Source organism: Corynebacterium mucifaciens (genome assembly GCF_012396315.1).
GTDB classification, from domain to species: Bacteria; Actinomycetota; Actinomycetes; order Mycobacteriales; family Mycobacteriaceae; genus Corynebacterium; species Corynebacterium mucifaciens.
The window spans coordinates 384533-408114 of the sequence record NZ_JAAXPF010000001.1; the positions used below are offsets into that span (position 1 = coordinate 384533).

Genomic DNA, 23582 nt, shown 5'->3' on the forward strand with positions numbered 1-23582 from the left:
GAATCGCTACAGGCCAAGCGCGCGCATAATCGTGCGCAGCTTGGCCGACGTTTCGTCTAGCTCGGCTTGTGGGTCCGAGTCCGCCGTTAACCCCCCGCCCGCCCAGGCGCGGGCGCGGGTGCCGTCGCCGTTGACCTCGGCGCATCGAATCGCGACCATGTACTCGCCGTCGCCCGCCGCGTCGGTGTAGCCCACAGCTCCCGCGTAGAACCCGCGGTCAGACTCGGCGGTGGTGATCAGCGCCTCGGCCGCTGCCTGCGGCGTGCCGCACACTGCAGGCGTGGGGTAGAGGCGCAGCGCCAAGTCGAGGGCGCTCGGGGCGGGGTTCTTCAACACGCCCTCGATGGGGGTCGCCAAGTGCCACATCTCGCTGGTCTTTTCCAATGTCGGGCGCTCCGGGATGCGCAGTTCACTGCACAGGGGCTGCAGCACGTGGCGAATGTGGTCTACGACAAAGTGATGCTCGTCCAAATCCTTCGCCGAATTGTAGAGTGCATCTGCTGCTGCGCGGTCTGCCGCCGGGTCGGCCGGTACGCGCGCTGCAGAGCCGGCCAGGGGAAAGGACCATACGCGGTTGCCTCGACGGCGCACCAGCACCTCCGGTGAGGAGCCGACGAGGAAATGGCCGTCGCGCCCCGACGGGGTGAGGTCCGCAATAAACCCGTCGCGGGTGACGGATAGATCGATCAGGCGCGCCGCGACCAAGCGTGGATCTACGGGAGGGTCGAAGGCGATATCCACCGCGCGAGCGAGGACGACTTTCTCCAGCGCGGAACCCTGAATCGTCGAGATGGCGGCCTCGACCCTGCGGTAGTGCTCCTCCGGGGCGGGGTCGACGTCGATAAGCTTTGCGCGCAGCTTCGAGCCCTCGCCGACGCGATAGTAGGGGTGCGGCTCCAAAGGACCCGGTTCGCGGATGATGTGCTCCGGGACAGTCAGCGCCGCACGGCAGTCCTGATCGAATGGGAGGGCGCCGACAACCATCTCCGCCTCGCCGCGGTCGATCACGTCTGCGGCTTCCCAGGCATCGTCGAACGTGCGCAGTGCACGCTGCGTCCGTACTGAGCCGTCGCCGCGTGAGAGCAGGAAGTCCGGGGCGCTGTCGGGTCTGGAAGTGCGCATGTGGCGTTACTCTATCGCGCAGTACTGCTATGCCACACTTTCGCATCGCTTGCTGGAGCATGTGGGTACGTTTATCGTTGCCTGTGTGAAAATTGTTAAAACCATTGCGGGTGGCCTTGCGGCCCTTCTGGTCGCGGGCGGCGTTGCGGCTCCGGCACAGGCTGGTGCCCAGGACCTCTCCTCCCAGATCCCCGGCCAAGTCACCGGCCAAGTCAATACGGCTATCGACAACGCTAACCGCACCGTTTCGGATGCCACGAAGCAGGCGAACGCCGAGTGGAACAAGTTCGTGGACATGGCCAACCAGTCGCTGCCCAGCGGCTCGTCCCTGCCGCGCAACCCGGTCCAGGCCCCGCAGATTCCTCGCCTGCCAGCGCCGGCCCCGGTGCCGGCTCCGGCTGTTCCTCGCTCGTGGGCGCCGCAGGCGCCGGCCCCGGTAGCGAACGGCACCAATGGCGAAATTCGAGCCGCGGGTCGCAGCTACCTCATCTGGGTGCCGCGCAACTACAACCCCGCGAACCCGAGTCCCGTGATGGTGGGGTACTCCGCGTACCAGGACTCTACCGAGAACTTCCGCAACTACTCCCGGCTGCGCGAATCTTCGGTCGGGCGCAACGCCATCATCGTCTACCCGCGCGCAATCGGTGCTTCTTGGGAGGGCTCGCCGACAGCGTCTACGGGCCCCGGTCAGGACATCGCGTTCGTGCGGGCCATGATCAACGATGTGCAGCGCTACTACAACATCGACCGCCGCCGCATCTACGCCACCGGCATGTCCACCGGCGGCGGTATGGCGGCGGTATCGGCCTGCCACATGGCTGACCTGTTCGCGGGTGTGGCCGGTGTGTCTGGCGCCTACTACGCGCCGGTGAACCAGGGCTGCCAGAACCTGCCCATCGCGTTCATGGCCCTGCACGGCATGAACGACACGCTCACGCCGTACTACGGCACCACCCGCCGTGGTGTGCGCGTCATGCCGGTGCCGGAGCTGTTCACCTCGTACTCCGCCCGGAACGGCTGCGGCCCGGGCCTTGACCGCGCCCCGGTGGGCAACAACGCCACCCGCGTTTCCGCTCGCGGGTGCAGCAAGGGCGTCGAGGTGATCCAGGTGCACGGGTCCAACCACTTCTGGTGGTACTCGCCGTCCGCTGCGGACGAGATGTGGGCGTTTTTGTCCCGGCACTCCAAGTAGGGGTTTGCCACAACGCAACCGGTTGCTTTCGGGTGGCCGGTTTTTCTGTTTGCGCGAGATGTTCGGTGTCCCGGGCTGGGGCGCAGATGGTGAGATTGGGATGGTGAGAATACGGTGGATCGGGCCGAACTCACCATCGCGAACTCACCCTGTGTGAATCGGGGCTCGGCCTCTCCGGCCTGCTCGGGCGTCGAGTCGGGCGTCGCCGGAGGACGTCGATAGGCAGTGTGCATGGCGCGCTACCATTGCGCACATGACTGACACTTCTATGCGCGTACGTTTCTGCCCGTCACCGACCGGAACCCCGCACGTGGGAATGGTGCGCACCGCGCTGTTCAACTGGGCGCAGGCCCGCCACTCCGGTGGCACGTTCGTGTTCCGTATCGAGGACACGGACGCGGCGCGTGATTCGGAGGAGAGCTACCAGGCGATCATCGATTCGCTGGAGTGGCTCGGCTTGAACTGGGACGAGGGCGTCAACGTCGGCGGACCGCATGAGCCATACCGCCAGTCCCAGCGCTCCGAGATTTACACGGACGTCCTGAACAAGCTCATCGAGGCAGGGGAGGTCTACCCGGCGTACTCCACCAACGAAGAGGTCCAAGAGCGCCACAAGGCCGCCGGGCGCGACCCGCAGCTGGGCTACGACAACTTCGACCGTGACCTCACCCAGGAACAGATCGACGCATTCGAGGCCGAGGGCCGCAAGCCGGTGTGGCGCCTACGCATGCCGGACCAAGAATGGACCTGGAACGATCTTGTGCGCGGCGAGGTGACGTTTAAGTCTGAGACGCAGCCGGACTTCGTGGTCGCCCGCTCCAACGGCGCCCCGCTGTATACGCTGGTCAACCCGGTGGACGACGCTTTGATGGGCATCACGCACGTGCTGCGCGGCGAGGATCTCCTGTCTTCCACCCCACGCCAGATGGCGCTGTATGAGGCGCTCAAGCGCATCGGCGTCGCAGAATTCACCCCGGAGTTCGGCCACCTGCCGTTTGTGATGGGGCAGGGCAACAAGAAGCTGTCCAAACGCGATCCGGAATCCAACCTGTTCAACCACCGCGACAACGGCATCATCCCCGAGGGCATGATCAACTACCTGGCGCTATTGGGCTGGTCGCTGTCCGCGGACAAGGACATCTTCAGCGCCGATGAGATGGTTAAGGCGTTCGACGTCTCGGACGTGCTTGGCAACCCGGCCCGCTTCGACCAGAAGAAGCTGGAGGCGATCAACGCCGACCACATCCGCCTGCTCGAGCCGGAGGACTTCCGCAGCCGGCTACGCGAGTACCTGACCGGGTACACGGACTTCCCGGAAGACTACCCGGCCGACAAGTTCGCCATCGCCGCGGATCTGGTGCAGACGCGCATCAAGGTGCTCTCGGAAGCCTACGACCTGCTGAAGTTCCTGGTCATCGCTGACGAGGATCTCGAGCTGGACGAGAAGAGCGCTAAGAAGAACCTGAAGGACACCGCTGTCGAGCCGCTGGATGCCGGCATCGCCGCGCTGGAAGCGGTGGAGGAGTGGACGACACCAGCCATCGAGGCCGCCTTGAACAAGGCGCTTATCGACGACCTCGGGCTCAAGCCCCGTGTCGCATTCGGTGCCCTGCGCGTCGGTGCAACCGGCGCTGCGGTGTCGCCGCCGCTGTTCGAATCCATGGAGCTGCTCGGGCGCGAATCCACCCTGAAGCGCCTGCGCGCAGCCCGTGAGGTCACCCCATACCAGGCAGCGGAGTAGTTACAGCGCTGTTGTTTTGTGCGCTTTGGTCACCGCGTTTTTACGCGGTGGCCTGCGGATTTGGTTCCTTCCGCGCTTCATGGTTATAGTACTCCATGTTGTTCAGCAAGACAGCGCAGACCGAAAGGAAAGCGCAGGTCAAAGCGGGAAAACGATGGCCTATGGTGTAATTGGCAACACTACGGTTTCTGGTACCGTCATTCTAGGTTCGAGTCCTGGTAGGCCAGCTGCAGAGCTTTTACGTTCTGTGTCCTAATGCCCCGTTCGTCTAGCGGCCTAGGACGTCGCCCTCTCACGGCGGTAACACGGGTTCAAATCCCGTACGGGGTACAAAGCAAAACCTCCGATCCAGTCTCTGGGTCGGAGGTTTTTGTATACCGCTTGTACTCCCAGGTGCAGCTGTTCCGCAGGGCGGGACGGCGACCGTTTTCCGCCTGTAACCTGCTGATTTGTAGGTTGGCAGGTGCGTCCTTTATCTTTAACAAGTCGCAAGCAAGCGAGCGCGCCCCGTTCGTCTAGCGGCCTAGGACGTCGCCCTCTCACGGCGGTAACACGGGTTCAAATCCCGTACGGGGTACACATATAAACTCCCGATCCGGTCTTCCGGGTCGGGAGTTTTCGCGTTGGTACGCTCGGCGCGGTGACCTCCCTAGACTTCTTTGAAATCGACGTCTTCGCCACCGGCGCGTTCACGGGCAACCCGCTCGCGGTAATCTGCGGCGCGGACAGCCTCACCGGTGAGCAGATGCAGCAGATTGCGTCGTGGACCAATTTCTCGGAGACGGCGTTCCTGCTTCAGCCCACAAGCCAGGAGGCGGACTACCGCGTGCGCATCTTCACGCCCGTTGAGGAGTTCGATTTCGCCGGCCACCCCACCCTCGGCACCGCTCGCGCGTGGCTCGAGCTCGGCAACACGCCCCGCCAACCTGGCCGCGTGGTGCAGGAATGCGGCGTGGGCAACGTCGAAGTACGCATCCAGGGCGACATGCTCGCGTTCGCCACGCCGCCTCTCAAACGCAGCGGCGAACTCACCGCGGAGGACAGGGACGCGGTGTGCGAGACCTTTGGCGTGGAGAAGCAGGTGCTTATCGACGCAGCCTACGGCGACAACGGACCCGGCTGGAAGCTTGCACTCTTGGATGGCCTAGACGCGCTGAGGTCCTTAGAGCAGCCGACGGACACTGATCTGAAAGTGGCGTTTGCGGCGCTGACCGGAGGTACGGATCCCGCGTACGAGCTGCGGGCGTTCACCCCGACCTTTGAGGATCCTGTGACGGGAAGCGCAAACGGGGCGATGGCGCAATGGCTGCGCGGGCGGGGAGACGTCCCTGCCCGATACTCGGTGTCGCAGGGCGCGTCGCTCGGCCGCGACGGCCGCGTGGAGATCCATGACGATGGCAAAGATATCTGGGTTGGTGGGCGGGCACAGGTGCGGGTACGGGGAACGATAACCGTCGGATAGATCATGCGTTTGAACGCCTGGCGGGCGGTGTCGACGGCGTTCGTAGAGTGAAAGCTGTTCCCGGCAGAAAGGGGCCCATAATGGCCGAGTCTCTCGTCGCATCCCCGCGACTCATCCAAGCAATCAACACCGCCGCGTGGGCGCACCGCGACCATGTGCGCAAAGGCACGGACATTCCGTACGCCTCCCACGTCTTCGGCGTGATGCACCTCGTCTCCCAGGTCACTGACGACGAGGACGTACTCATCGCGGCGCTCTTCCACGACATCCTGGAGGATGTCCCGGAGGAGTACAGCCCCGAGCGCATGGCCGAGGAGTTCGGCGACCGGGTCGTGGAGCTTGTTCACGGCGTGACAAAAGACAGCACACTAACCAGCTGGCAGGACCGTTCGGACGCGTACCTTGCGCACCTGCGCCAGGCGGAAGACGGCAGCGTGCTCATCTCTGCGGCTGACAAGTTGCACAACCTGTTGTCCATCCACGCGGACTTGGACGCCATCGGCGATGCGTTGTGGTCCCGGTTCAACTCGGGCAAAGAGAGCCAACTTTGGTGGTACCGCTCCGTGGCGGATCTGGTGCAGGAACGCCTGCCGGGAAACGCGCTCGGTGAGGAGTTGGAGCGCCAAGTCGCCCGCCTGGAGGCGCGTGGCGCATAAGGTGGTGCGCATGGATGTTTCCGTACAGACAGGCCTTCTAAGCGCCATCGGCGACACGCCGCTTGTGGACCTCTCCGCTGGGTTCCGCGGGCGCGTGTGGGGGCAAGCTTGAATCCTTCAACCCGGGAGGCAGCGCGAAGGATCGCACGGCGCGTGCGATGGTCGCTGCCGCGACGGCTCGCGGCCTGTTGCACCCCGGCGCGGCGGCGGTGGAATCTTCCAGCGGCAACCTCGGCATCGCACTGGCACGCGAGGCCATCGCGGGCGGCTGGGAGTTCCACTGCGTCGTCGACCCGCGTACCAACCAAGCAACGCTGGCGATGATCGCCGCCCTCGGGGCGGTGCTGCACCCGGTGGAGGAACCGAACCCGGAAACGGGCGATTGGCTCACCGCGCGGCGCAACCTAGTGGCCGAGCTGAAGCGAGAACTCGGGGCGGTGAACTTAGACCAGTACTCCAACCGTGCGGCGTTCGACGCGCATGACCAGGGCACGATGCGCGAGATTGTGCAGCAGCTCGGGCACGCGCCCGAATTGCTCGCGGTGGCGGTGAGCACCACCGGCACAGTGGGCGGCTGCCTGAAGCACATCCGCGAGCACGGCTACGGCACGAAGGTCGTCGCGGTGGACGCAGAGGGCTCGGTGCTATTCGGGGGCGACCGCGGTGAGCGCATCCTCCCCGGCTACGGCGCCGGCGTGGTCACTGAGCTTTCCAAGGAGGTGGCACCCGACCGGGTGGTGCGGGTGTCTGCGGCGGATGCTGTGCGCTCGGCGCGGGGATTAGCACGGTCCACCGGGTTCGTGCCTGGGGCATCCGGAGGCGCAGTCGCCGCGGCTGTCGCCCGCCTGATCGACGAAGGCGCTGCCGACGAGATCGTGGGCGTCTTCCACGACGACGGCAGGGCGTACCTGGACAAGGAGTTCGCCACGATGATGAAGTAGGCGGAGAGATTGACCGCCACCGCGACGGTCCAGATGGAGGTGAGGTGGGCCAGGCGGGCACGCGGCCCCAGCCGAAGATCCACACCCCGAGGAAGATGGATTCTAATAAAAAGGCCGCCAGCCCCTCGAACGCCAGGGGAGCGCCGAAGACGTCGCCGACGAAGCTAGCGTACTCGGGCCAGTTCATGCCGAACTGGAACTCTTGCATGGTGCCGGTGACCACCCCCATCGCGAAGTTGACCAGGAAGAGGTTTCCGAAGAACCGGGTGGCCCGGTACCAGCGCTCGTGGCCGGTGCGCTCCCAGATTGTCTGCATGATGGCCACCATTGGGGCGAGGCCTATGGTTAGCGGGGCGAAAATGTAGTGAAAGACGGTGGTGATGCCGAACTGCCACCGCGAAAGGTCGACCACATCGAGATCCGTGGTCACGCCTCCTCGTGCACCCCGGCGGGGGCGCGGTTGCGTGGTCCGTGGCCGTTGCCGCGGATGGAGAAGCCACGAGGGGAAGGACCGCCCGTATCTAACAGGACGGAGGAACCTAATAGAGAGTTTCCATTCAAAAGTGCAAAAGGAGGTAGATGCTACGTGGCGGAGCAGGGGCGGCACGTCGGGCGCGCGGGGCGCGTCGAGATCACCGACGACGGCCGCGACATCTGGGTGGGCGGTAAGGTCACCGCCCGCGTGCGCGGCACCATTGACCTGTAGGGGGGCGGCCTACGTCATCATCACCTTGGTCTGAGCAACCGCCTCGTCCATGCGGCTGATCGCGTGGTGCAGCCGGTGGCGCAGCCAGAGGCCGAGGAAGAGGAAGGGCAGCGCGAAGAGGACGAGGATGCCGAGGGCTCGCCAGAAGTCCCAGCCGTAGGTGCCGAAGACCGCGGCGCGCATAGCGCGGATCGAGTAGGTCGCGGGCAGCCAGGGGCTGATTGCCTGCGTCCAGCCCGGCAGCAGCTGCAGCGGGTAGGCTCCGTCCGCCGCCGAGACCTGGAGCACCAGGATGAGCACGCCCAAGGCCTTGCCGGCGTTGCTCAGGGAGAGCACCAGCGTGTAGCAGATCAGGTGGAAGACCAGGCTCGAGACCCACCCCGCCATGAAGAGGAGGAAGGGGTGCGCGGGCTCGATGCCCACGTAGACGATGAGCCCCGCCATGAGGAGCGTGGATTGGGCCAGGCCGGTGGTCACGAACGTCAGGTAGCGGCCAAAGTACTTCTGGCCCGCGGTGAGGCGGTCGGGATCGACCACGTTCTGCTCGATGGAGCGGTCGTCCGTGCGCACGGCCACCGACGTCAACAGGGCGCCCACCCACAGGGCGAGCACCGTGTAGAGCGGGGCCATGCCAGCGCCGAAGCTGACGCGGGGGAAGACCTCCTTGCGCTCCACCTTGACTGGGTCGACGAGGGCGCCGGCGAGCTCCTCCGGGTGGCTGGAGACGAGGTCGGCCAGCTTCGTCAGGTCCCCGCTCGAGCGCGCTTGCGCGATCGACTGCTGCGCCTCCTGCATCCTCGCCGCGTTGGCGCGCAGAGATTCCGCCGTGTCGCGCAGGTCTGCACCGGAGGCTGCGAGGGTGTCGCGCAGCGAGCCGGGCCGGTTGGCCAGGGCAGAAGAGACGCCGTCCATGTCCGAGCGGGCCTTGTCGACGTTCGCGCGGACGTTGTCCAGCGAGCCCGACAGCGCCTCGAGGCGCGGGCGGATCCCGGTGTCGTAGGAATTCTTGGCCGAGTCCATCGCCTCGCGGGCCCGGGCGATCGAGTCCTTGATCTCCTGTCGGTCCGCGTTCTTCCCGTCCCGGCCGCCCTGCCCGGCGGTGAGGCGCGCGGCGGCGTCGTTGAGTCGGTCGCGCACGGCCGTCTGGCGGGCGATGGCGTCGTCGAGGTGGCCGACCACCGCGCGCACCCCCGGCTGGGCGTCGGGGGGAAGCGCCGGGGCGACCTGGCCGTTGATGGTGTCGCGCAGGGCCGTGTACTGCTTCACCTGGACATCGATGCGCGCGGCGATGTCCGTCAGGCTCGCGGCGGTGGCCTGGGAGGTGGCGGAAGAATCCGCCAGCAGCTGGTCGACGCGTTCGCTTACGGCGGCAAAGCCTTCCGATGTTGCCCCCAGCGCCGCCGCAAGCGCCGCGCCGTCTCCGCCGAGGCCCGCCCCGGTGGCCCCGAGGTCGACGGGGCGGACTTGCCCCAGGGAGTCGCCCAGCGCCCCGGAGATCCGCTCGGCGCTGTCGACGAGCGGCACGCTCGACTCGGTGAGCGAGGCGAGCGCGTCGACGGTGCTGGCGCTGGAGAGCAGCTGGTCGCGGGCGCTGGCGGTGCGCGTCTCGATGGAGTCGAGCGCCTGCTTGGTCTTCGCCTCGTTGAAGAAGTCCGAGGCCGTCTCGATCAGCCCGAATGACACCTCGGAGAGGGCCCTGGTGAACGACGCGCTGATTTGGGCGCTGACGCCCTGCGTGCCGTTGGAGATGAGCAGCGGGGAGATGGGGTTCTTCTTCTCGTTGACGTAGAGGTCGATCCGGCTGGGTTCGGCGTTTCCGGCGTAGAAGGTGAACATGTCGTCGCTCAGCGTGGGCGGCAAGACGATGGCGGCGTAGTACTCACCGGACTTCGCGCCCTCGATGGCGTCGTCGGCGTCGGTGATGACCCAGTCCATAGAGTCGTCGCGGTAGAGCTGGGAGAGGACCATGTCGCCGACGTTGACGGCCAGCGGGGTGAGATCGCTCGTGTGGCCGCGGTCGGTGTTGGCCACCGCCACCTCGAGGCGCTCGGTGTTGCCGAATGGGTCCCACGTGGCCAGCACGTTGAACCAGGCGAAGAGGCAGGGGATGGCGATCAGGCCGGCCATGACGATGCCCGCCATGACGTTGGTGTAGAGCCGGCGCAGGTCGTTGTAGGCGATGGAGAAGACGGTTCTCACTTGGTGTCCTCGCTTTCGGCATCCGCGGGCCCGGTGGTGACGCTGGTGCCGGCGGAGTCGTGGCGGTGGATCACGGCGTCGCGCAGCTCGGCCTCGCCGAGGCGCGAGACCTGTTCGGCGTCGACGAGGCTCTGCGTGAAGTACTCCACCGCGCCGAGGTAGAGGACGACCAGCAGCGACCAGGCGACGACGATGGCCAGCATGATCGTCTTGTCGGTGGGCAGGAGCATGGTGAGCAGGGTGATGATGGCGATGCCGACAACGCCCGCGCCGATCCCGCCGAAGATGAGGGTGCGGTAGTTCTCCCGCAGCATCCGCGCTCGCTTCTCGACGCCCCCGCGGAACTCATCCCGGTCCGACAGGGCGGCCATGATGTCGGACGCGCGGTAGGGCGAGCCCATGACCTCCACCTTCTCGTTGGTGATCAGGTTCGTGCGCGCGAGCTGGCGGTTGAACAGGAGGTTGGCGTGCGAGGAGGTGAGTCGGAACAGCCACCCCAGGGCGAAGGCTGCGGCGGACATGGCGAGAAGCGCCGCCAAAAAGCGGAGGTAGTGATGGCCGTAGAACCCGGCGATGGTCTCGCGCATCGCGTCGATGCCGTAGCGGAAGGGGAGGAAGGGGTAGATGCGGCGGAAGAAGTCGGGCATGAGCTCGATGGGGTAGAGGCCCGACGCGCCCGGGATCTGGATGACGACGAGGAAGACGGCGATGCCGCGGCCAATGTGGCCGAGCGCGGAGACGATGGAGTAGATGATCCCCGTGTAGGCGACCCCGATGGCGATTGCGGTGGCGAGAAAGGCCGTGACGGACTGCATCTGCACTCCGAAGGCCACGTTGCCGAGCGTCACCACGACGGCCTGGAGCACCGAGAGCGTGGCGAAGAGGAGGAAGCGGCCGAGGTAGGCCTGGCCGACGGTGAGGCGGCGGAAGCCCTCGGTGTCGACCTCGACGCGGAAGATGATCGTCAGCACGAACGCGCCGATCCACAGGGCCAGGTTGGTGAAGAAGGAGGCCATGGAGCTGCCGTAGTTCTCGGTGGGGAAGACGGCCTGCTGCTCGACGGTGACGGGCGAGGAGATGTACTCGCCGATCTTCGCCGAGTTGAGGTTCGTCACCGTGTTGAGGGTCTCCGAGTCGGAGGTGGCCAGGAGGGCATTGATGTCGGACTGGGCGGAGCGGGCGCCGTCGGCGAGCGTGCCGAGGTTACCCGAGACCTCGTCGAGGATGCCGAGGCTGGCCGCGAGCTGGTTGTCCACCCCGGCGAGCAGGGAGGTCGTTTCCTCGCGCAGGGCACGCTGGCTGCTCAGCGCGCCGCGCACGGAGGCGACGCTGCCGGAGGCCTGCGCGAGCGAGGCATTGATCGCGGGCACGGACTCGCCGAGCTGCTTGCTCGCGTCGCGCGCTGCGGCGTTGGAGTCGGCGGTCGCGGCCTCGAGGGAGTCGCCGAGCTCGCCTATCGACGCCAGCGCGGCGCCCGCGCTGCGGTCCACGTTGTTCAGGCCGTCGAGGACGGCGCGGGAGGCGACGGTACGCTCCTCCAGCGCGCTGGCCGCGGCGTCGAGCTGAGCGCGGACCTCGGGCGATAGGGCCGCCCCGGCCGACAAGGCGCGCAGCTGCGCGACGGCGGATTCGCCCTGCTTGACCACGCCGTCGACCTCGCCGACGGCGGAGCGCACCCGCCCCTGGGCGGTGCCGAGCTGGTCCGTCGCCTCCGCGATGGAGGCGTTGGCGGAGGCGGCGCCGAGGCTGAGCGCGTTGGTGGACTCGACGAGCGCGGTCGACGTGTCGGCGCTGAAACCGGCGGAGGACTTCTGCAGCTCGGCGAGGATCCCCTCGGCCTCGCCGAGGGAGGAGTCCACGGACCCGAGGGTGTCGTCGACGGAGCCGACGAGGGTGTTCAGCTCGGCGACGACCGGGCGCGCCCCGCTGATGCTCTGCTTCATCGTGGCCACCCGCCCCTGGGCGGCGTCGAGGTCGGCGGCGATCTGGCCGAAGCTCCCGGAGGCCTTGCCTCGGACCTCCTCGGCGTTATCGCGCGACGCGAACCCCGTGTTGCGCAGCTCGGTCGCCGCGGCCTCGCCGACCTTCTTCTTAAAGGCCTCGGCCACGGCCGTGTCGACGGCGGAGGCGCCGGCGTCGGTGATCGAGGGGGCAACGCCGTTGCTCTTCTCGTTGACGTAGTACTCCAGCACCGGCTGCGTGTAGGTGCCGCTGACCAGGCTCAGCAGGTCCTCGCTGAACTCGGGCGGGATGAGGAACATGGCGTAGTAGTCGCCGCGCATGAGCCCGTCGCGGGCCTCGTCCTCGGGGAGGAACACCCACCCGATCTTGTCGTTGCCCTTGAGCTGCTCGGTGATCTGCTCGCCGACGTCGACCTCGCCGACGCGCTCGGCGGAGGCGCCGCGGTCGTTGTTGACCACCGCGATGCGGATGTTCTGGGTGTGGGCGTAGGGGTCCCAGAAGGCGTTGATGTTGAACCACGCGTAGAGCGCGGGGGTGATGAGCACACCGACGATGATGATGAAGGCCCGGGGAACGCGCAGCAGGCGTCGAATGTCCCGTCCAAGAATCTGCCCGCTCTTTCTCACGTGGCGAGCGTACCCTCGAATGGAGCGCTAGGGGAAACGCCCCGCGGCGGCCCCGCCGGCCCGAAACGCATAAGCTGGCGTTCATGCTCTCCGAATTATCCCCGGGCCTGCTCGCCGCCGTGGGCGGCACGCCCCTCGTTTCCCTTCCCGAGCTCGGCGGCGGGAACGCCCGGGTCTGGGCCAAACTCGAGTCCTTCAACCCCGGCGGCAGCGCCAAGGACCGCACAGCCCGCGCCCTCGTCGCCGACGCCATCGAGCGCGGCGTGCTCGGCCCGGGCAGCGTCGTCGTGGAGTCGAGCTCCGGAAACCTGGGCGTGGCTCTGGCCCGCGAGGCGGCCGTCGGCGGGTGGGAGTTCCACTGCGTCGTCGACCCGCGCACCAACCAGGCCACGCTCGCCCACATGCGCGCCCTCGGCGCGCACATCCACCCGGTCGAGGAGCCCGACCCTGAGACGGGGGACTGGCTCACCGCGCGACGCGCGCTGGTGGGGCGCCTCGTCGACGAGCTCGGGGGGCTCAACCTCGACCAGTACTCCAACCGCGCGGCCTTCCGCGCCCACAGCGAGGGGACGATGCGCGAGATCGTCGAGCAGCTCGGCCACGCCCCCGACATCCTCGTCGTCGCCGTGAGCACCACCGGCACCATCGGCGGGTGCGCCCGCCACATCCGCGACAACGGTCTGCCCACCCGCGCCATCGCCGTCGACGCCGAGGGCTCCGTCCTCTTCGGCGGCACCCGGGGCGAGCGCATCCTCCCCGGCTACGGGGCGGGTGTCGTCACCGAGCTGTCGCGCGAGACCGTTCCTGACGAGGTGATCCGGGTCAGCGCGCGCGACGCGGTGGCGGCGGCGCGGCGCTGCGCGCGGTCAACCGGCTTTCTGCCCGGCGCCTCGGGCGGGGCGGTGTGCGTGGGCGTCGAGAAGCTCGCGCGCGAGAACGAGGGGGCGGAGATCGTGGCGGTCTTCCACGACGACGGTCGCGCGTACCTGAATACGATCTACAACGACGAATGGGTGGAAAGGAACGTGAACTGATGAGGGCAGCGATCATCGGGGCCGGCCCGCGCGGGCTCTGGGCCGCGGAGGAGCTCATGGCCAGGGCGCGCGAGCGCGGCGCGGCGATCGAGCTGGACGTCTACAACGACGGCCCCGTCAGCGGTGCGAGCGGGCCCGGCGCCTACCAGCCCGGCCTGCCTGCCCAGTGGCTGCTCAACGTCCCCTCCGAGATCGTGGAGACGCACCTCGGGACGTTCAACGACTGGCGCGGGGCGGGCGACACCTTCCCGCCGCGCCGCGAGGTCGGCCGCTTCCTCGCCGCCTCCTGGGCAGCGCTCGCAGCGCACGTGCCGCCCTCGTGCTCGCTGAGCTTCGTGGATGCGCGGGTGCGCGAGGTCGCACCCGCCGGGGAGGGGGTCGAGGTCGAGGGCACGCTTTACGACGAAGCCCTGCTCACCACCGGCCACGCCCACGACTGGCCCGGCGCCCTGACCCGCGGCGGGGTCGAGGGCGTGGGCAAGGTGCTCAGCGCGTTCGCTCCTGGCGACCTGGACGCGGTGACCGAGGCGGATACCGCGATAGTCAGGGGTGCCGCGTTGACGTTCGTCGACGTCGTCCGCCACGCCCGGGCCGGGGTGCTCTACCCGCTGACCCGGGGCGGGCGCTTCATGGCCGTCAAGGCCTTCCTGCCCGACGACGCCGTGGCGCAGCTCGGCCCGGCGCTGGCGTTCGCGCGGGAGCGGATCCGCACGGCGAAGGGCTTCGAAGACGTGTACGAGGCCCTCGTCGAGCTCTCCGGTGAGGTCCTCGCCGCGAGCGGGGCCGGCCCAGACGAGGCGGGCGTTCGCGCGGTGTTGGACGGCAAGGACGGCGCGGACCCCGTCGAGGATCTGCGCGCCTCCCTCGGGGTCGCGCTCGGTGAACGCGCCTGGACGCCCGCGGCGGCGGTGGGCTACGCCTTCCGCGCCGCCTACGACGCGGTGATCGAGCGTTCCTCCTTCGGCGGCCGCGACTCCATCGGCGGCGAGCGCTTCGGCAGGCTCACCCGCACCCTCGAGCGCGTCGCCTTCGGCCCTCCCGCCGAAACTGCCGGGGAAGTGCTCGCCCTCATCGACTCCGGTCGCATCCGCACGGACCTGCTCGGGCGCGGGCATGAGGACCTGGCGCAGCTCGCCCGCGAGGTCGGCGCCTCCGCCGTCATCGACGCCGTCAATGCCCCGCCCGGCCTCGTCGAGGGCACCCTCGAGGCGGAGCTGGTGCGCCGCGGCATCGGCCGGGAGCACCCGGAGACTGGCTCGCTCATGGTCGAACGCGACGGCACCCTCGCGGGCCAGCGCCACATCGCCGCCGCAGGCAGAGTGAGCGAGGGGTGGATCCTCGGGCACGACACGCTGCGCCGCGGCGAGCACGAGGTCATCCCCGCGTGGGCGCGTCGCGTAACACGTGCCGCGCTCGCCGACCCGGAGCGGGTCCACGGCCTGCCGCCGCTGCGGCCGCGCGAGGTGAGCTGGTGGCGTGAACTGCTGGGGGATGGGCAGGAGTGCGCCCGGCTCGTCGAAACGTTTGGCAGCCCCGTCAACGTCGTCAACCCCGCACCGATGCGTGACAACATCGACGAGCTCGTGCGCGCGGGGGCCGCGGAGGGCGTGGAGACGAAGGTGTTCTTCGCTCGCAAAGCCAACAAGGCGCTGGTATTCGCCGACGAGGCGCGCGAGATGGGCCACGGCGTCGACGTCGCCAGCGAGAACGAGCTGCGCCAAGTGCTCGAGCGGGGGATGCCCGGGGAGCGGATCATCTGCTCCGCGGCGATCAAGCCCGACCGGCTGTTGGCCCTGGCCTTAGACAACGCGGTGGTTATCTCCGCGGACAGCCGCGCGGAGGCGGAACGCATCGCCCGGCTCGCCGCCGCGCGCGGCGTGGTGGCCAAGGTCGCGCCCCGGCTCGCCCCGGATCCGCGCACGATGCCGCCGACCCGCTTCGGCGAGCGCCTTGACGCTTGGGCGGAGTACTTTCGCACGCCGCGCCGAAACCTCAGGGTTGTGGGAATCCACGCGCACCTGCACGGCTACGCGGCGGCGGACCGCGCGTCCGCGCTGCGCGAGTGCATGCGGCTTGTTGACGCGCTGGCCGCATCCGGCCACGCGCCCGCGTTCGTGGACATTGGGGGAGGTGTGCCCATGTCCTACCTGGCGGATGAGGCGCAATGGCGCGCGTATCAGGACGCGATCGCGCTGCAGCGCAGCGGTTACGCCGAGCCCTTTACCTGGAAGTCCGACCCGTTGCGCAACACGTACCCGTACTGGCAGGAGCCGACGCGTGGCGCCTGGCTCGCCGAGGTACTCTCCGGCGGCGTCGCAGAGGCGCTGCGCGAGCGCGGGTTGCGTCTGCATCTTGAGCCGGGGCGCTCGCTTGTCGACGGCTGCGGGCTAACCCTTGCCGAAGTCGCCTTCACCAAGACCCGTTCCGACGGCGTGCCCCTGGTGGGCCTAGCCATGAACCGCACCCAGTGCCGCACGACCTCGGATGACTTCCTCATCGACCCCTACCTGGTCAAGCGGACCCCGCCGAGCGAGGAGATCGAGGCGTTCTTGGTCGGCGCCTACTGCATCGAGGACGAACTGATCCTGCGGCGGAAGATCCGCTTCCCCCGCGGTGTGGCGGCGGGAGACCTCGTCGCGCTCCCGAACACCGCTGGGTACTTCATGCACATCCTGGAGAGCGCGTCGCACCAGATCCCCCTGGCCAAGAATGTGGTGTGGCCCGCGGGGCGCTTGGACGACATCGACGTTCGCTGACGCCCGTTGGCGCCCCCAGTGCCAGGCCGGAGCTCGGCTAGAGCTCGGCGCTCAGCCGAGCGGTGGCGTCCTTGAGCGCGGCGCCCCACTTGGCTGCGGGGCTCGGTCCGAGCCGCTCGGCCGGGCCCGAGACGGACAGCACGGCGGCGACGCGGCGGTCTGACTCGAACACCGGCGCGGAGACCGAGGCGAGCCCGACCTCGCGCTCGGCGACGGATTCCGCGAGCCCCGTGTCGGTGACGGTGGCGAGCTCGTCGGCTGGAAAGGCGGTGGCGTCGATAAGCGAATAGGCGGCGAAGACGCGCGCGGCGGAGCCAGCGTTCAGCGGCAGCTGCGAGCCGACCGGGACCATGTTGTGCAAGCCGCTGGCTGGCTCCTCCGCGGCGATGCAGGTGCGGGTGTCACCGGTGAGCTCGTAGAGCTGCACGGACTCGCCCGTGGTGGCCACCAGCTCCCGCATGATCGGCCCGGCGGCGGCGATGAGCTTCGGCGACGGGCCTCCGGTGTAGCCAGGAAGTGCGGGCCCGAGGGACCACTCGCCGCGGTCGGTCCGGGCGAGGACGTGGTGGACCTCGAGCGCGGTCGCGATACGGTGGGCGGTGGCGCGTGGCAGTTCGGTCGCGTCGCTGAGCTCGGCGAGCGACTTGTCGCCGGCCGCGACCGCGGACACAATTGCGACCGCGCGGTCGAGCACTTTGATGCCGGAGCCTTCGTTATACTGTCTCACAGTCCGAATCCTAACATCTCATTATGTGGGACTGTGGGGAAGAAGTGCGAAGGAGATTCCTATGGCGGAAAAGCCGTTGACGTTGGCGGAAAAGGTGTGGCGCGACCACGTGGTCAAACAAGGGGACAACGGGGAGCCCGACCTCATCTTCATCGACTTCCAACTGCTGCACGAGGTGACCTCACCTCAGGCGTTTGACGGGCTGCGCATGGCCGGCCGCTCGCTGCGCCACCCGGAGCTGCACCTGGCAACTGAAGATCACAATGTGCCCACCGAGGGGATCACGTCGGGCAACCTCCTCGAGATTGCCGAGCCCACGTCGCGCACCCAGGTGGCTACCCTGCGCAAGAACTGCGAGGAGTTCGGTGTCACACTGCACCCGATGGGCGACATTCAGCAGGGCATCGTCCACACCGTGGGCCCGCAGCTGGGCATCACGCAACCGGGCATGACCATTGTGTGCGGCGATTCGCACACCTCCACACACGGGGCGTTCGGCTCCATCGCCATGGGCATCGGCACCTCCGAGGTGGAGCACGTCATGGCCACCCAAACCCTGCCGCTCAAGCCGTTCAAGACCATGGCCGTCGAGGTCACCGGCGAGCTGCAGGAGGGGGTGACCGCGAAAGATCTCATTCTGGCCATCATCGCCAAGATCGGCACCGGCGGCGGCCAGGGCCACATCATTGAATACCGCGGCGAGGCCATCGAGAAGATGTCCATGGAAGCGCGGATGACCATCTGCAACATGTCCATTGAAGCGGGCGCACGCGCCGGCATGGTCGCGCCGGACCAGAAGACCTTCGACTACGTCCAAGGTCGCGAGTACGCCCCGAAGGGTGCGGACTGGGACGCGGCGGTGGAGTACTGGAAGACGCTGCCCACCGACGACGGCGCCGAGTTCGACACCGTTGTGGAGATCGACGGCGCGGCGCTCACCCCGTTTGTCACCTGGGGCACCAACCCCGGCCAGGGCCTGCCGCTGGCAGAGGCCGTGCCGGATCCGGAGGACTTCACCGACGAGACCGCCAAGCAGGCCGCGGCGAAGGCGATCAAGTACATGGATTTAACTCCGGGCACTCCGCTACGCGGCATCGCCGTCGACACGGTCTTCTTGGGCTCCTGCACCAACGCCCGCATCGAGGACCTCCGCGCCGCGGCTGAGGTGGTCAAGGGCCGCACTATCGCGGAGAACACCCGCATGCTGGTCGTGCCCAGCTCCACGCTAGTGAAGCAGCAGGCGGAGGAGGAAGGTCTGGACAGGATCTTCACCGAGTTCGGCGCCGAGTGGCGCACCGCCGGGTGCTCGATGTGCCTGGGTATGAACCCGGACCAGCTCAAGCCGGGAGAGCGAAGCGCGTCGACAAGCAACCGTAACTTCGAAGGCCGCCAGGGCCCCGGCGGGCGCACGCACCTCGTCTCGCCGCTTGTCGCCGCGGCAACCGCCGTCACCGGACACCTTGCCAGCCCCGCTGACCTGTAAAGGAGCACACCAATGGAGAAGTTCACTACCCACACCGGTGTCGCCGTGCCGCTGACGCGGTCGAACGTGGACACCGACCAGATCATCCCGGCGCGCTACCTCAAGCGCGTGTCCCGTACCGGCTTTGAGGACGGGCTGTTTTCTAACTGGCGCGAAACAGAGCCCGGATTTGTGCTGAACCAGGACGCGTACAAGAACGGCTCTGTCTTGTTTGCCGGGCCCGACTTCGGCACCGGATCTTCGCGCGAGCACGCTGTGTGGGCGTTGATGGATTACGGCTTCCGCGCCGTGTTCAGCCCGCGGTTCGCCGACATTTTTCGCGGCAACTCCGGCAAGGCGGGCCTGCTGGCCGCCAATCTGCCTGAGTCGGGCATCGAGCTGATCTGGAAGCACCTGGAGCAGCACCCGGGCGAAACCGCTACCGTGTCGCTGGAGGACCGCACGGTCACCGTCGGCGAGAACACCTTCGTCTTCGAGGTGGACGACTACACCCGCTGGCGCCTCATGGAGGGCCTGGATGACATCGGCTTGACGCTCCGCGACGAGGGCGCCATCGAGCGCTTCGAGGCGCAGCGGCCCGCGTTTAAGCCGGCCGTGCGCTAGGGGGCGCTAAAATTTAGCCCTGCTGCGCCATCGCGTCAATCTGCTGAATCACCTGCGGCGCGAACGCAGCGAGGAAGTCCCGCGACGCGGCCACCACGCCTTGGATGCCCGTGAGCACGTGGGATTCGAACTGTGCATCCGTGTATCCCCAGTGCCCGGGCAGACTGTACGCCACACCGAGCGCTGTGATACCGCGGTTGGCGTCCTTCAACGCCGTTACGGTGGGGTAGGCCTTGGTGTAGTTATACTGCTCGACCCACTTGCGGACCTCCTCGTAGCGGTCCTGGCCAATTGAGTCCACCGCCACGGTGGAGATCACGTTCACATTCGGTTCGATGTGGCTGATCTCCAGCCCAATTCCGGCGAAGCCGGAGCGGATAGAGAACTCTCCCGCGTCGTCGTACTGCCAGCCCTGCTTGGCAAAGACGTCTTTCGCGCGCTGGATGGTGAGTGGCTTCAGGGTGTCGGTGGTGCCCATGGTTTACGCCTCCTTAACGGTGTCGGTGAAGGATTCTTCGCGGCCCGGGAAGGCCTCGCGCAGTTTGCCCGCTACGTGGTGGATCGCAGAGAAGAAGTATTCGCACATCTCGTGCAGCTGCTGGTCGGCGAACCCGTCTCCGGAGAAAAACGGTGCCTCCATGATCGCAATCGCCGTGCCGTCCTCGCGCTGCACGGGGTGCACCCTCACCAGCGGCAGGGAGCGGTTGAGAGAGTTAGCGAGTTCGCGCAGTGTCTCCACGTCCGCGGGCTGATCCAGCACGGCCATCCACCGGGACGTGGCCTTAAAACCTTGATTTTCCACCTCGAAGAAGACCACCAGGCCCGGAAACGCGGTTCGGACTTCGCCGTTGCCCTCGCGGTAGAACTTCAACTCCATCGCGGTAAGTGTCGAGGCTATGCGGTCCTGCGACACCGGGGGAAACGCTGTCTGGGATGGGGAAGTCATGAGATTGTACGTTCCTTTCTTGTACTACAACACCGGGAGTGCGGAGGGCACGTAGTCCGCGCCCGTGAGCTGGCCGTTGCGGAAGCTCAGCACCCACACGGATCCCTTCTTGGCGTGAATGTGCGTGTCGATGGGCAAAGTGCCCTGCGCAGAGAGCCAGGCCAGCATGCCCGGAATGATCTCGCCCTGAGCGCAGATGACGCTGGTGCCTCCTTGCGCAATCACGTCAGTGAACGCGCGCTGCGCGCCGACCATGTCGGTGAGCCAGGCGTCGTCGCCGAAGCGCTCGTTCACCCCGACGTCCAACCCGAGTTCATCCGCGAGGGGGGCGACGGTGGTTTGGCAGCGCTCGGGCGCAGCGGAGTAGATCCGCTCCGGTGCGAACGCGCTGAGCAGCGGCACAAGCATTTCGGACTGGCGGCGGCCCTTCTTATCCAGGGGGCGCAGGTTGTCGTCACCGGACCACTTTTCGCGGTCGTGGGCGCGAGCGTGGCGCACGTAGAGCACACGCGCATCCGCTGGGGTGCCGAACCGTTTCTTCGCTTTGTGCAGCACCTGGCGGTCCAAGTCGTACGTCATCAGGGGGATGGCCTGGTCGATGGGCAGCCAGCGGATCTCGTCCACTTCGTTGTTGGGCGTGAACTCGCCGCCGGTGACTTCGCCCGTCCAGTAGTAGACCACCTTCGTGGTCTTTTTCACCGGGTACACGGTTTTGCCCAGCAGTTTGCCCAGCCGCACGTCGTAGCCCGTCTCCTCCTTGATCTCGCGCACAGCGGTCTGGATCAAGGATTCGTCGGGATCGACCTTGCCTTTGGCCAGCGACCAGTCGTCGTAATGCGGGCGGTGGATGCAGGCCACCTCGACGGACTCCGGGGTGTTGAGGTCCCCGCGCCACAGGACCGCGCCAGCGGCCAAGGTGGTGCGCTCGAATTCCTCGTGCGGGTGGTTGGGAATTTCCTGGAGACGCCCGGTGAGGAACATCTCACCGTGCGTGTCCTTGTCCTGCTCGTGCAGATGGCCGTCGTGTTTAGGCATACATGCCATTGTGTCGCACACCTGGCGGGCGCGCTACGTCCAGGCCGGGTGGTAGATTGAAGCGGTTGAAAACGCTGGGAGGACGCACCGATGGTCAACGTGGCAGTACTGGGCGCAGGTTCGTGGGGGACCACGCTTGCCAAAGTGTTCGCAGACGCCGGCAACACCGTGGCCCTCTGGGCGCGAAGGGACAGCCTTGCCAGCACCATTCAAGCAACGCGGGAGAACCCGGAATACCTGCCTGGCATTGAGCTGCCAGCGGCGATCCACGCGACATCAGATGCGGCGGAAGCGCTCGACGGGGCCGCCATCGTCGTGTTCGGTGTGCCCAGCCAAACGATGCGCGAGAACCTGACCGCGTGGGCGCCGCATCTGCCGGGGGACGCCACGCTCGTGTCCATCTCCAAGGGCATCGAAACCGGCACCCATATGCGGATGAGCGAGATTATCGCGGAAGTCACCGGCGCAAGCGAGGACCGCATTGCCGTGCTCAGCGGGCCGAACCTCTCGCGTGAGATCGCGCAGGAGCAGCCGGCCGCCACCGTGATCGCCTGTGCCAATGAGAACCGTGCCAAGCTGGTCCAGGCTGCGTGCGCGACGGGCTACCTGCGCCCGTACACCAACACGGACGTCGCCGGGTGCGAGATCGGCGGCGCGACCAAAAATGTCATCGCGCTCGCGTGCGGCATGGCCGCAGGCCAGGGCCTGGGCGACAACACGCTGGCCACCCTGATCACCCGCGGGTTGGCCGAAACCACGCGCTTAGGCAGCGCGCTGGGGGCAGACGCCCGCACATTCGCGGGCCTTGCCGGCATGGGGGATTTGGTGGCCACCTGCGCCTCGCCCCTGTCGCGCAACCGCACGTTCGGCGCCGCGTTAGGCCAGGGCGCGACCATGGACCAAGCGCGCGCCGCCACCAAAGGCCAGGTGGCGGAGGGCGTGGTGTCCTCCCGCAGCATCTTCCAGCTCGCCGCGGAGCACTCCGTGGAGATGCCGATCACCCAGGCCGTCTACGCCGTGTGCCACGAGGGGATGAAGGTGGCCGACGCAATCGCCGCGCTGATGGGGCGCAGCAAGAAGGCGGAATAGCGGGCGGTAGGCTTAACGCCCGTGATCCGCATTGCTGTTTTGTACGGTGGCATGTCCACCGAGCACTCCATTTCCTGCATCTCCGCCGACTCGGTCATGTCGCACATGCCCGCCGAGTACGAGGTATTTCCCATCGGCATCACCCAGGAGGGCGTGTGGGTCGAGGGCGTGACCAATCCGGCGGAAGGGGCGGAGCTTCCCGTCGTCAAGCACGGGCGTGAGGTTGCGCTCTCTTTGAACCCGCAGCGCAAGGGCCTGCTTTACGACGTCGCCTCCGGTGAGCCACTGACCACTGTCGACGCCGTCTTCCCGGTACTGCACGGCAAGTACGGTGAGGACGGCACGGTGCAGGGGCTGCTGGAGCTCGCCGGCGTGCCGTACGTGGGCCCGGGAGTGCTGGCCTCCGCGTGCGGCATGGACAAGGAGTACACGAAGAAGCTGGTCTCGGCGGCGGGGATCCCGGTTACGCGCGAGGTGATCTTGGACCGCGCCCGTGAGCTCACCGACGCCGAGCGTGATCACCTGGGCCTGCCGGTGTTTGTGAAGCCGGCGAACGGCGGGTCCTCCATCGGCGTGTCCAAGGTGACCAGCTGGGAGGAGCTCCCGGCGGCGGTAGCGCTCTCCCTGGAGTCCGACGACAAGGTCATCGTCGAAGCGGAACTGGTGGGCGACGAAGTGGAGGTGGGCGTGCTCGAGCGGCCCGACGGGACCGTCACCGCTTCGGTGCCTGCCAAGCTCAACGGCACGGAGGACTCCGCGGAGGGCTTCTACGGGTTTGAGACGAAGTACCTGGAAGAAGGCGTTACCGCGAGCATCCCGGCGCCGTACTCGGACGAGCTCATCGCGCAGCTGCAGCAGATGGCCGTGACGTGCTTTCACGCGCTGGACTGCAAGTCGCTGGCGCGCGTGGATTTCTTCGTCACCGACCGCGGCCCGGTGCTTAACGAGGTCAACACCATGCCCGGCTTTACCGCGATCTCGATGTACCCGCAGGTCTGGGCTGCCACGGGGCTGGAGTATCCGCAGCTGCTGGACACCCTGGTGCGTACGGCCCTGCGGTAGGTCGGTGCACTTCCGCGGCGCGCCTGCGGCCCTGGGACCCGCCTGCACGGCCCAAATCCAGCTACAAGGATCCAGCTAACGGCCTCGGGAGCGCGGACAAAAAGTTGGAGTGGTGGGGGCTGAAAGGTATTCCGATGCCCGCAGCATTTCCATCTGATATCCGCGATGGTGCGATCGAGAGGTTTTTAGCCGGCTCATCTGCCCGGGAAGTGTGCAGTTGGGTTGAAAGCGTCTGCAGTC

17 protein-coding genes, 3 tRNA genes and 2 pseudogenes are annotated in these 23582 nt (G+C 67.3%); 14 read left to right on the top strand and 8 right to left on the bottom strand.

The features are described from left to right. Positions 1-6: 6 nt before the first annotated feature. The gene (locus HF989_RS01855) at positions 7-1122 is read right to left on the bottom strand and encodes an isochorismate synthase (RefSeq protein ID WP_168683649.1); all 1116 of its coding nucleotides are present in this window, start codon (positions 1120-1122) and stop codon (positions 7-9) included. A gap of 85 nt (positions 1123-1207) precedes the next feature. On the opposite strand from HF989_RS01855, the gene HF989_RS10735 reads away from it, so the two are divergent. From HF989_RS10735 to HF989_RS01895, 8 genes and pseudogenes are all read left to right on the top strand, one after another. Further along, positions 1208-2314, top strand: coding sequence for a PHB depolymerase family esterase (locus tag HF989_RS10735; protein WP_168683650.1), 1107 nt, complete (start codon positions 1208-1210; stop codon positions 2312-2314). Positions 2315-2567: 253 nt separating this feature from the next. Next, positions 2568-4055, top strand: coding sequence for a glutamate--tRNA ligase (gltX, locus tag HF989_RS01865; protein ID WP_168683651.1), 1488 nt, complete (start codon positions 2568-2570; stop codon positions 4053-4055). Between the two features lie 155 nt (positions 4056-4210). Beyond that, positions 4211-4282, top strand: a tRNA-Gln gene (locus tag HF989_RS01870). Between the two features lie 30 nt (positions 4283-4312). Continuing rightward, positions 4313-4385: transfer RNA gene (locus tag HF989_RS01875), tRNA-Glu, on the top strand. Positions 4386-4559: 174 nt separating this feature from the next. Next, a tRNA-Glu gene (locus HF989_RS01880) sits at positions 4560-4632 on the top strand. Positions 4633-4695: 63 nt separating this feature from the next. Continuing rightward, positions 4696-5517 carry a PhzF family phenazine biosynthesis isomerase gene (locus HF989_RS01885; protein ID WP_168683652.1) on the top strand — a complete coding sequence of 274 codons (822 nt, stop codon included), beginning with the start codon at positions 4696-4698 and terminating at the stop codon, positions 5515-5517. Positions 5518-5597: 80 nt separating this feature from the next. Beyond that, positions 5598-6173, top strand: a complete 576-nt coding sequence (locus HF989_RS01890; protein WP_168683653.1) for an HD domain-containing protein — start codon at positions 5598-5600, stop codon at positions 6171-6173. Positions 6174-6183: 10 nt separating this feature from the next. Next, positions 6184-7114 (top strand): annotated as a pseudogene (locus HF989_RS01895) (pyridoxal-phosphate dependent enzyme). Here HF989_RS01895 and HF989_RS01900 read toward each other — a convergent pair. The 3 genes and pseudogenes from HF989_RS01900 to HF989_RS01915 form a co-directional block, all read right to left on the bottom strand. Then, positions 7086-7544: pseudogene (locus HF989_RS01900) on the bottom strand (cytochrome ubiquinol oxidase subunit I); the annotation flags it as partial. The pseudogenes HF989_RS01895 and HF989_RS01900 overlap by 29 nt on opposite strands. 285 nt (positions 7545-7829) lie before the next feature. Continuing rightward, positions 7830-10019 carry a YhgE/Pip family protein gene (locus HF989_RS01910; protein WP_343033516.1) on the bottom strand — a complete coding sequence of 730 codons (2190 nt, stop codon included), beginning with the start codon at positions 10017-10019 and terminating at the stop codon, positions 7830-7832. Continuing rightward, positions 10016-12607, bottom strand: coding sequence for a YhgE/Pip family protein (locus HF989_RS01915; RefSeq protein ID WP_168683654.1), 2592 nt, complete (start codon positions 12605-12607; stop codon positions 10016-10018). The genes HF989_RS01910 and HF989_RS01915 overlap by 4 nt, the downstream gene beginning before the upstream one ends. 83 nt (positions 12608-12690) lie before the next feature. Between HF989_RS01915 and HF989_RS01920 the strand changes: the two genes are divergently transcribed. Together HF989_RS01920 and HF989_RS01925 are read left to right on the top strand one after the other, a co-directional pair. Then, on the top strand, positions 12691-13641 hold the full coding sequence (locus HF989_RS01920; protein ID WP_168683655.1) for a pyridoxal-phosphate dependent enzyme: 951 nt from the start codon (positions 12691-12693) through the stop codon (positions 13639-13641). Beyond that, positions 13641-16397: an FAD/NAD(P)-binding protein gene (locus HF989_RS01925; protein ID WP_168683656.1), complete on the top strand. Its 2757-nt coding sequence runs from the start codon at positions 13641-13643 to the stop codon at positions 16395-16397. The genes HF989_RS01920 and HF989_RS01925 overlap by 1 nt, the downstream gene beginning before the upstream one ends. Positions 16398-16434: 37 nt before the next feature. On the opposite strand, the gene HF989_RS01930 is transcribed toward HF989_RS01925, so the two are convergent. Next, on the bottom strand, positions 16435-17124 hold the full coding sequence (locus HF989_RS01930) for an IclR family transcriptional regulator domain-containing protein (protein ID WP_168683657.1): 690 nt from the start codon (positions 17122-17124) through the stop codon (positions 16435-16437). Between the two features lie 61 nt (positions 17125-17185). Here HF989_RS01930 and leuC point away from each other — a divergent pair, with 61 nt between their 5' ends. Together leuC and leuD are read left to right on the top strand one after the other, a co-directional pair. Next, the gene (leuC, locus tag HF989_RS01935) at positions 17186-18607 is read left to right on the top strand and encodes a 3-isopropylmalate dehydratase large subunit (RefSeq protein WP_168683658.1); all 1422 of its coding nucleotides are present in this window, start codon (positions 17186-17188) and stop codon (positions 18605-18607) included. Positions 18608-18619: 12 nt separating this feature from the next. Further along, the gene (gene leuD / locus HF989_RS01940) at positions 18620-19210 is read left to right on the top strand and encodes a 3-isopropylmalate dehydratase small subunit (RefSeq protein ID WP_168683659.1); all 591 of its coding nucleotides are present in this window, start codon (positions 18620-18622) and stop codon (positions 19208-19210) included. Between the two features lie 13 nt (positions 19211-19223). Here leuD and HF989_RS01945 read toward each other — a convergent pair whose 3' ends face one another. The 3 genes from HF989_RS01945 to HF989_RS01955 are packed head-to-tail and all read right to left on the bottom strand — an operon-like array spanning position 19224 to position 21191. Further along, complete coding sequence (locus HF989_RS01945; RefSeq protein WP_168683660.1) at positions 19224-19688, bottom strand: hypothetical protein; 465 nt, start codon at positions 19686-19688, stop codon at positions 19224-19226. Between the two features lie 3 nt (positions 19689-19691). Beyond that, on the bottom strand, positions 19692-20156 hold the full coding sequence (locus HF989_RS01950; protein ID WP_168683661.1) for a YbjN domain-containing protein: 465 nt from the start codon (positions 20154-20156) through the stop codon (positions 19692-19694). A gap of 24 nt (positions 20157-20180) precedes the next feature. Continuing rightward, the gene (locus tag HF989_RS01955; protein ID WP_168683662.1) at positions 20181-21191 is read right to left on the bottom strand and encodes an NUDIX hydrolase; all 1011 of its coding nucleotides are present in this window, start codon (positions 21189-21191) and stop codon (positions 20181-20183) included. A gap of 90 nt (positions 21192-21281) precedes the next feature. Here HF989_RS01955 and HF989_RS01960 point away from each other — a divergent pair, with 90 nt between their 5' ends. Then, a complete protein-coding gene (locus HF989_RS01960; RefSeq protein WP_168683663.1) occupies positions 21282-22280 on the top strand; it encodes an NAD(P)H-dependent glycerol-3-phosphate dehydrogenase in 999 nt (332 codons plus the stop codon). A gap of 21 nt (positions 22281-22301) precedes the next feature. Further along, on the top strand, positions 22302-23342 hold the full coding sequence (locus HF989_RS01965) for a D-alanine--D-alanine ligase family protein (protein WP_343033517.1): 1041 nt from the start codon (positions 22302-22304) through the stop codon (positions 23340-23342). Positions 23343-23582: the final 240 nt, after the last annotated feature.

Bases quoted from the DNA above. Each gene is read 5' to 3' on its own strand.
- gltX (WP_168683651.1), top strand. From the start codon at position 2,568: ATGACTGACACTTCTATGCGCGTACGTTTCTGCCCGTCACCGACCGGA.
- HF989_RS01855 (WP_168683649.1), bottom strand. From the start codon at position 1,122: ATGCGCACTTCCAGACCCGACAGCGCCCCGGACTTCCTGCTCTCACGC.
- HF989_RS01945 (WP_168683660.1), bottom strand. From the start codon at position 19,688: ATGGGCACCACCGACACCCTGAAGCCACTCACCATCCAGCGCGCGAAA.
- HF989_RS01960 (WP_168683663.1), top strand. From the start codon at position 21,282: ATGGTCAACGTGGCAGTACTGGGCGCAGGTTCGTGGGGGACCACGCTT.
- HF989_RS01925 (WP_168683656.1), top strand. From the start codon at position 13,641: ATGAGGGCAGCGATCATCGGGGCCGGCCCGCGCGGGCTCTGGGCCGCG.
- HF989_RS01955 (WP_168683662.1), bottom strand. From the start codon at position 21,191: ATGCCTAAACACGACGGCCATCTGCACGAGCAGGACAAGGACACGCAC.
- HF989_RS01950 (WP_168683661.1), bottom strand. From the start codon at position 20,156: ATGACTTCCCCATCCCAGACAGCGTTTCCCCCGGTGTCGCAGGACCGC.
- leuD (WP_168683659.1), top strand. From the start codon at position 18,620: ATGGAGAAGTTCACTACCCACACCGGTGTCGCCGTGCCGCTGACGCGG.
- HF989_RS01920 (WP_168683655.1), top strand. From the start codon at position 12,691: ATGCTCTCCGAATTATCCCCGGGCCTGCTCGCCGCCGTGGGCGGCACG.
- leuC (WP_168683658.1), top strand. From the start codon at position 17,186: ATGGCGGAAAAGCCGTTGACGTTGGCGGAAAAGGTGTGGCGCGACCAC.
- HF989_RS01890 (WP_168683653.1), top strand. From the start codon at position 5,598: ATGGCCGAGTCTCTCGTCGCATCCCCGCGACTCATCCAAGCAATCAAC.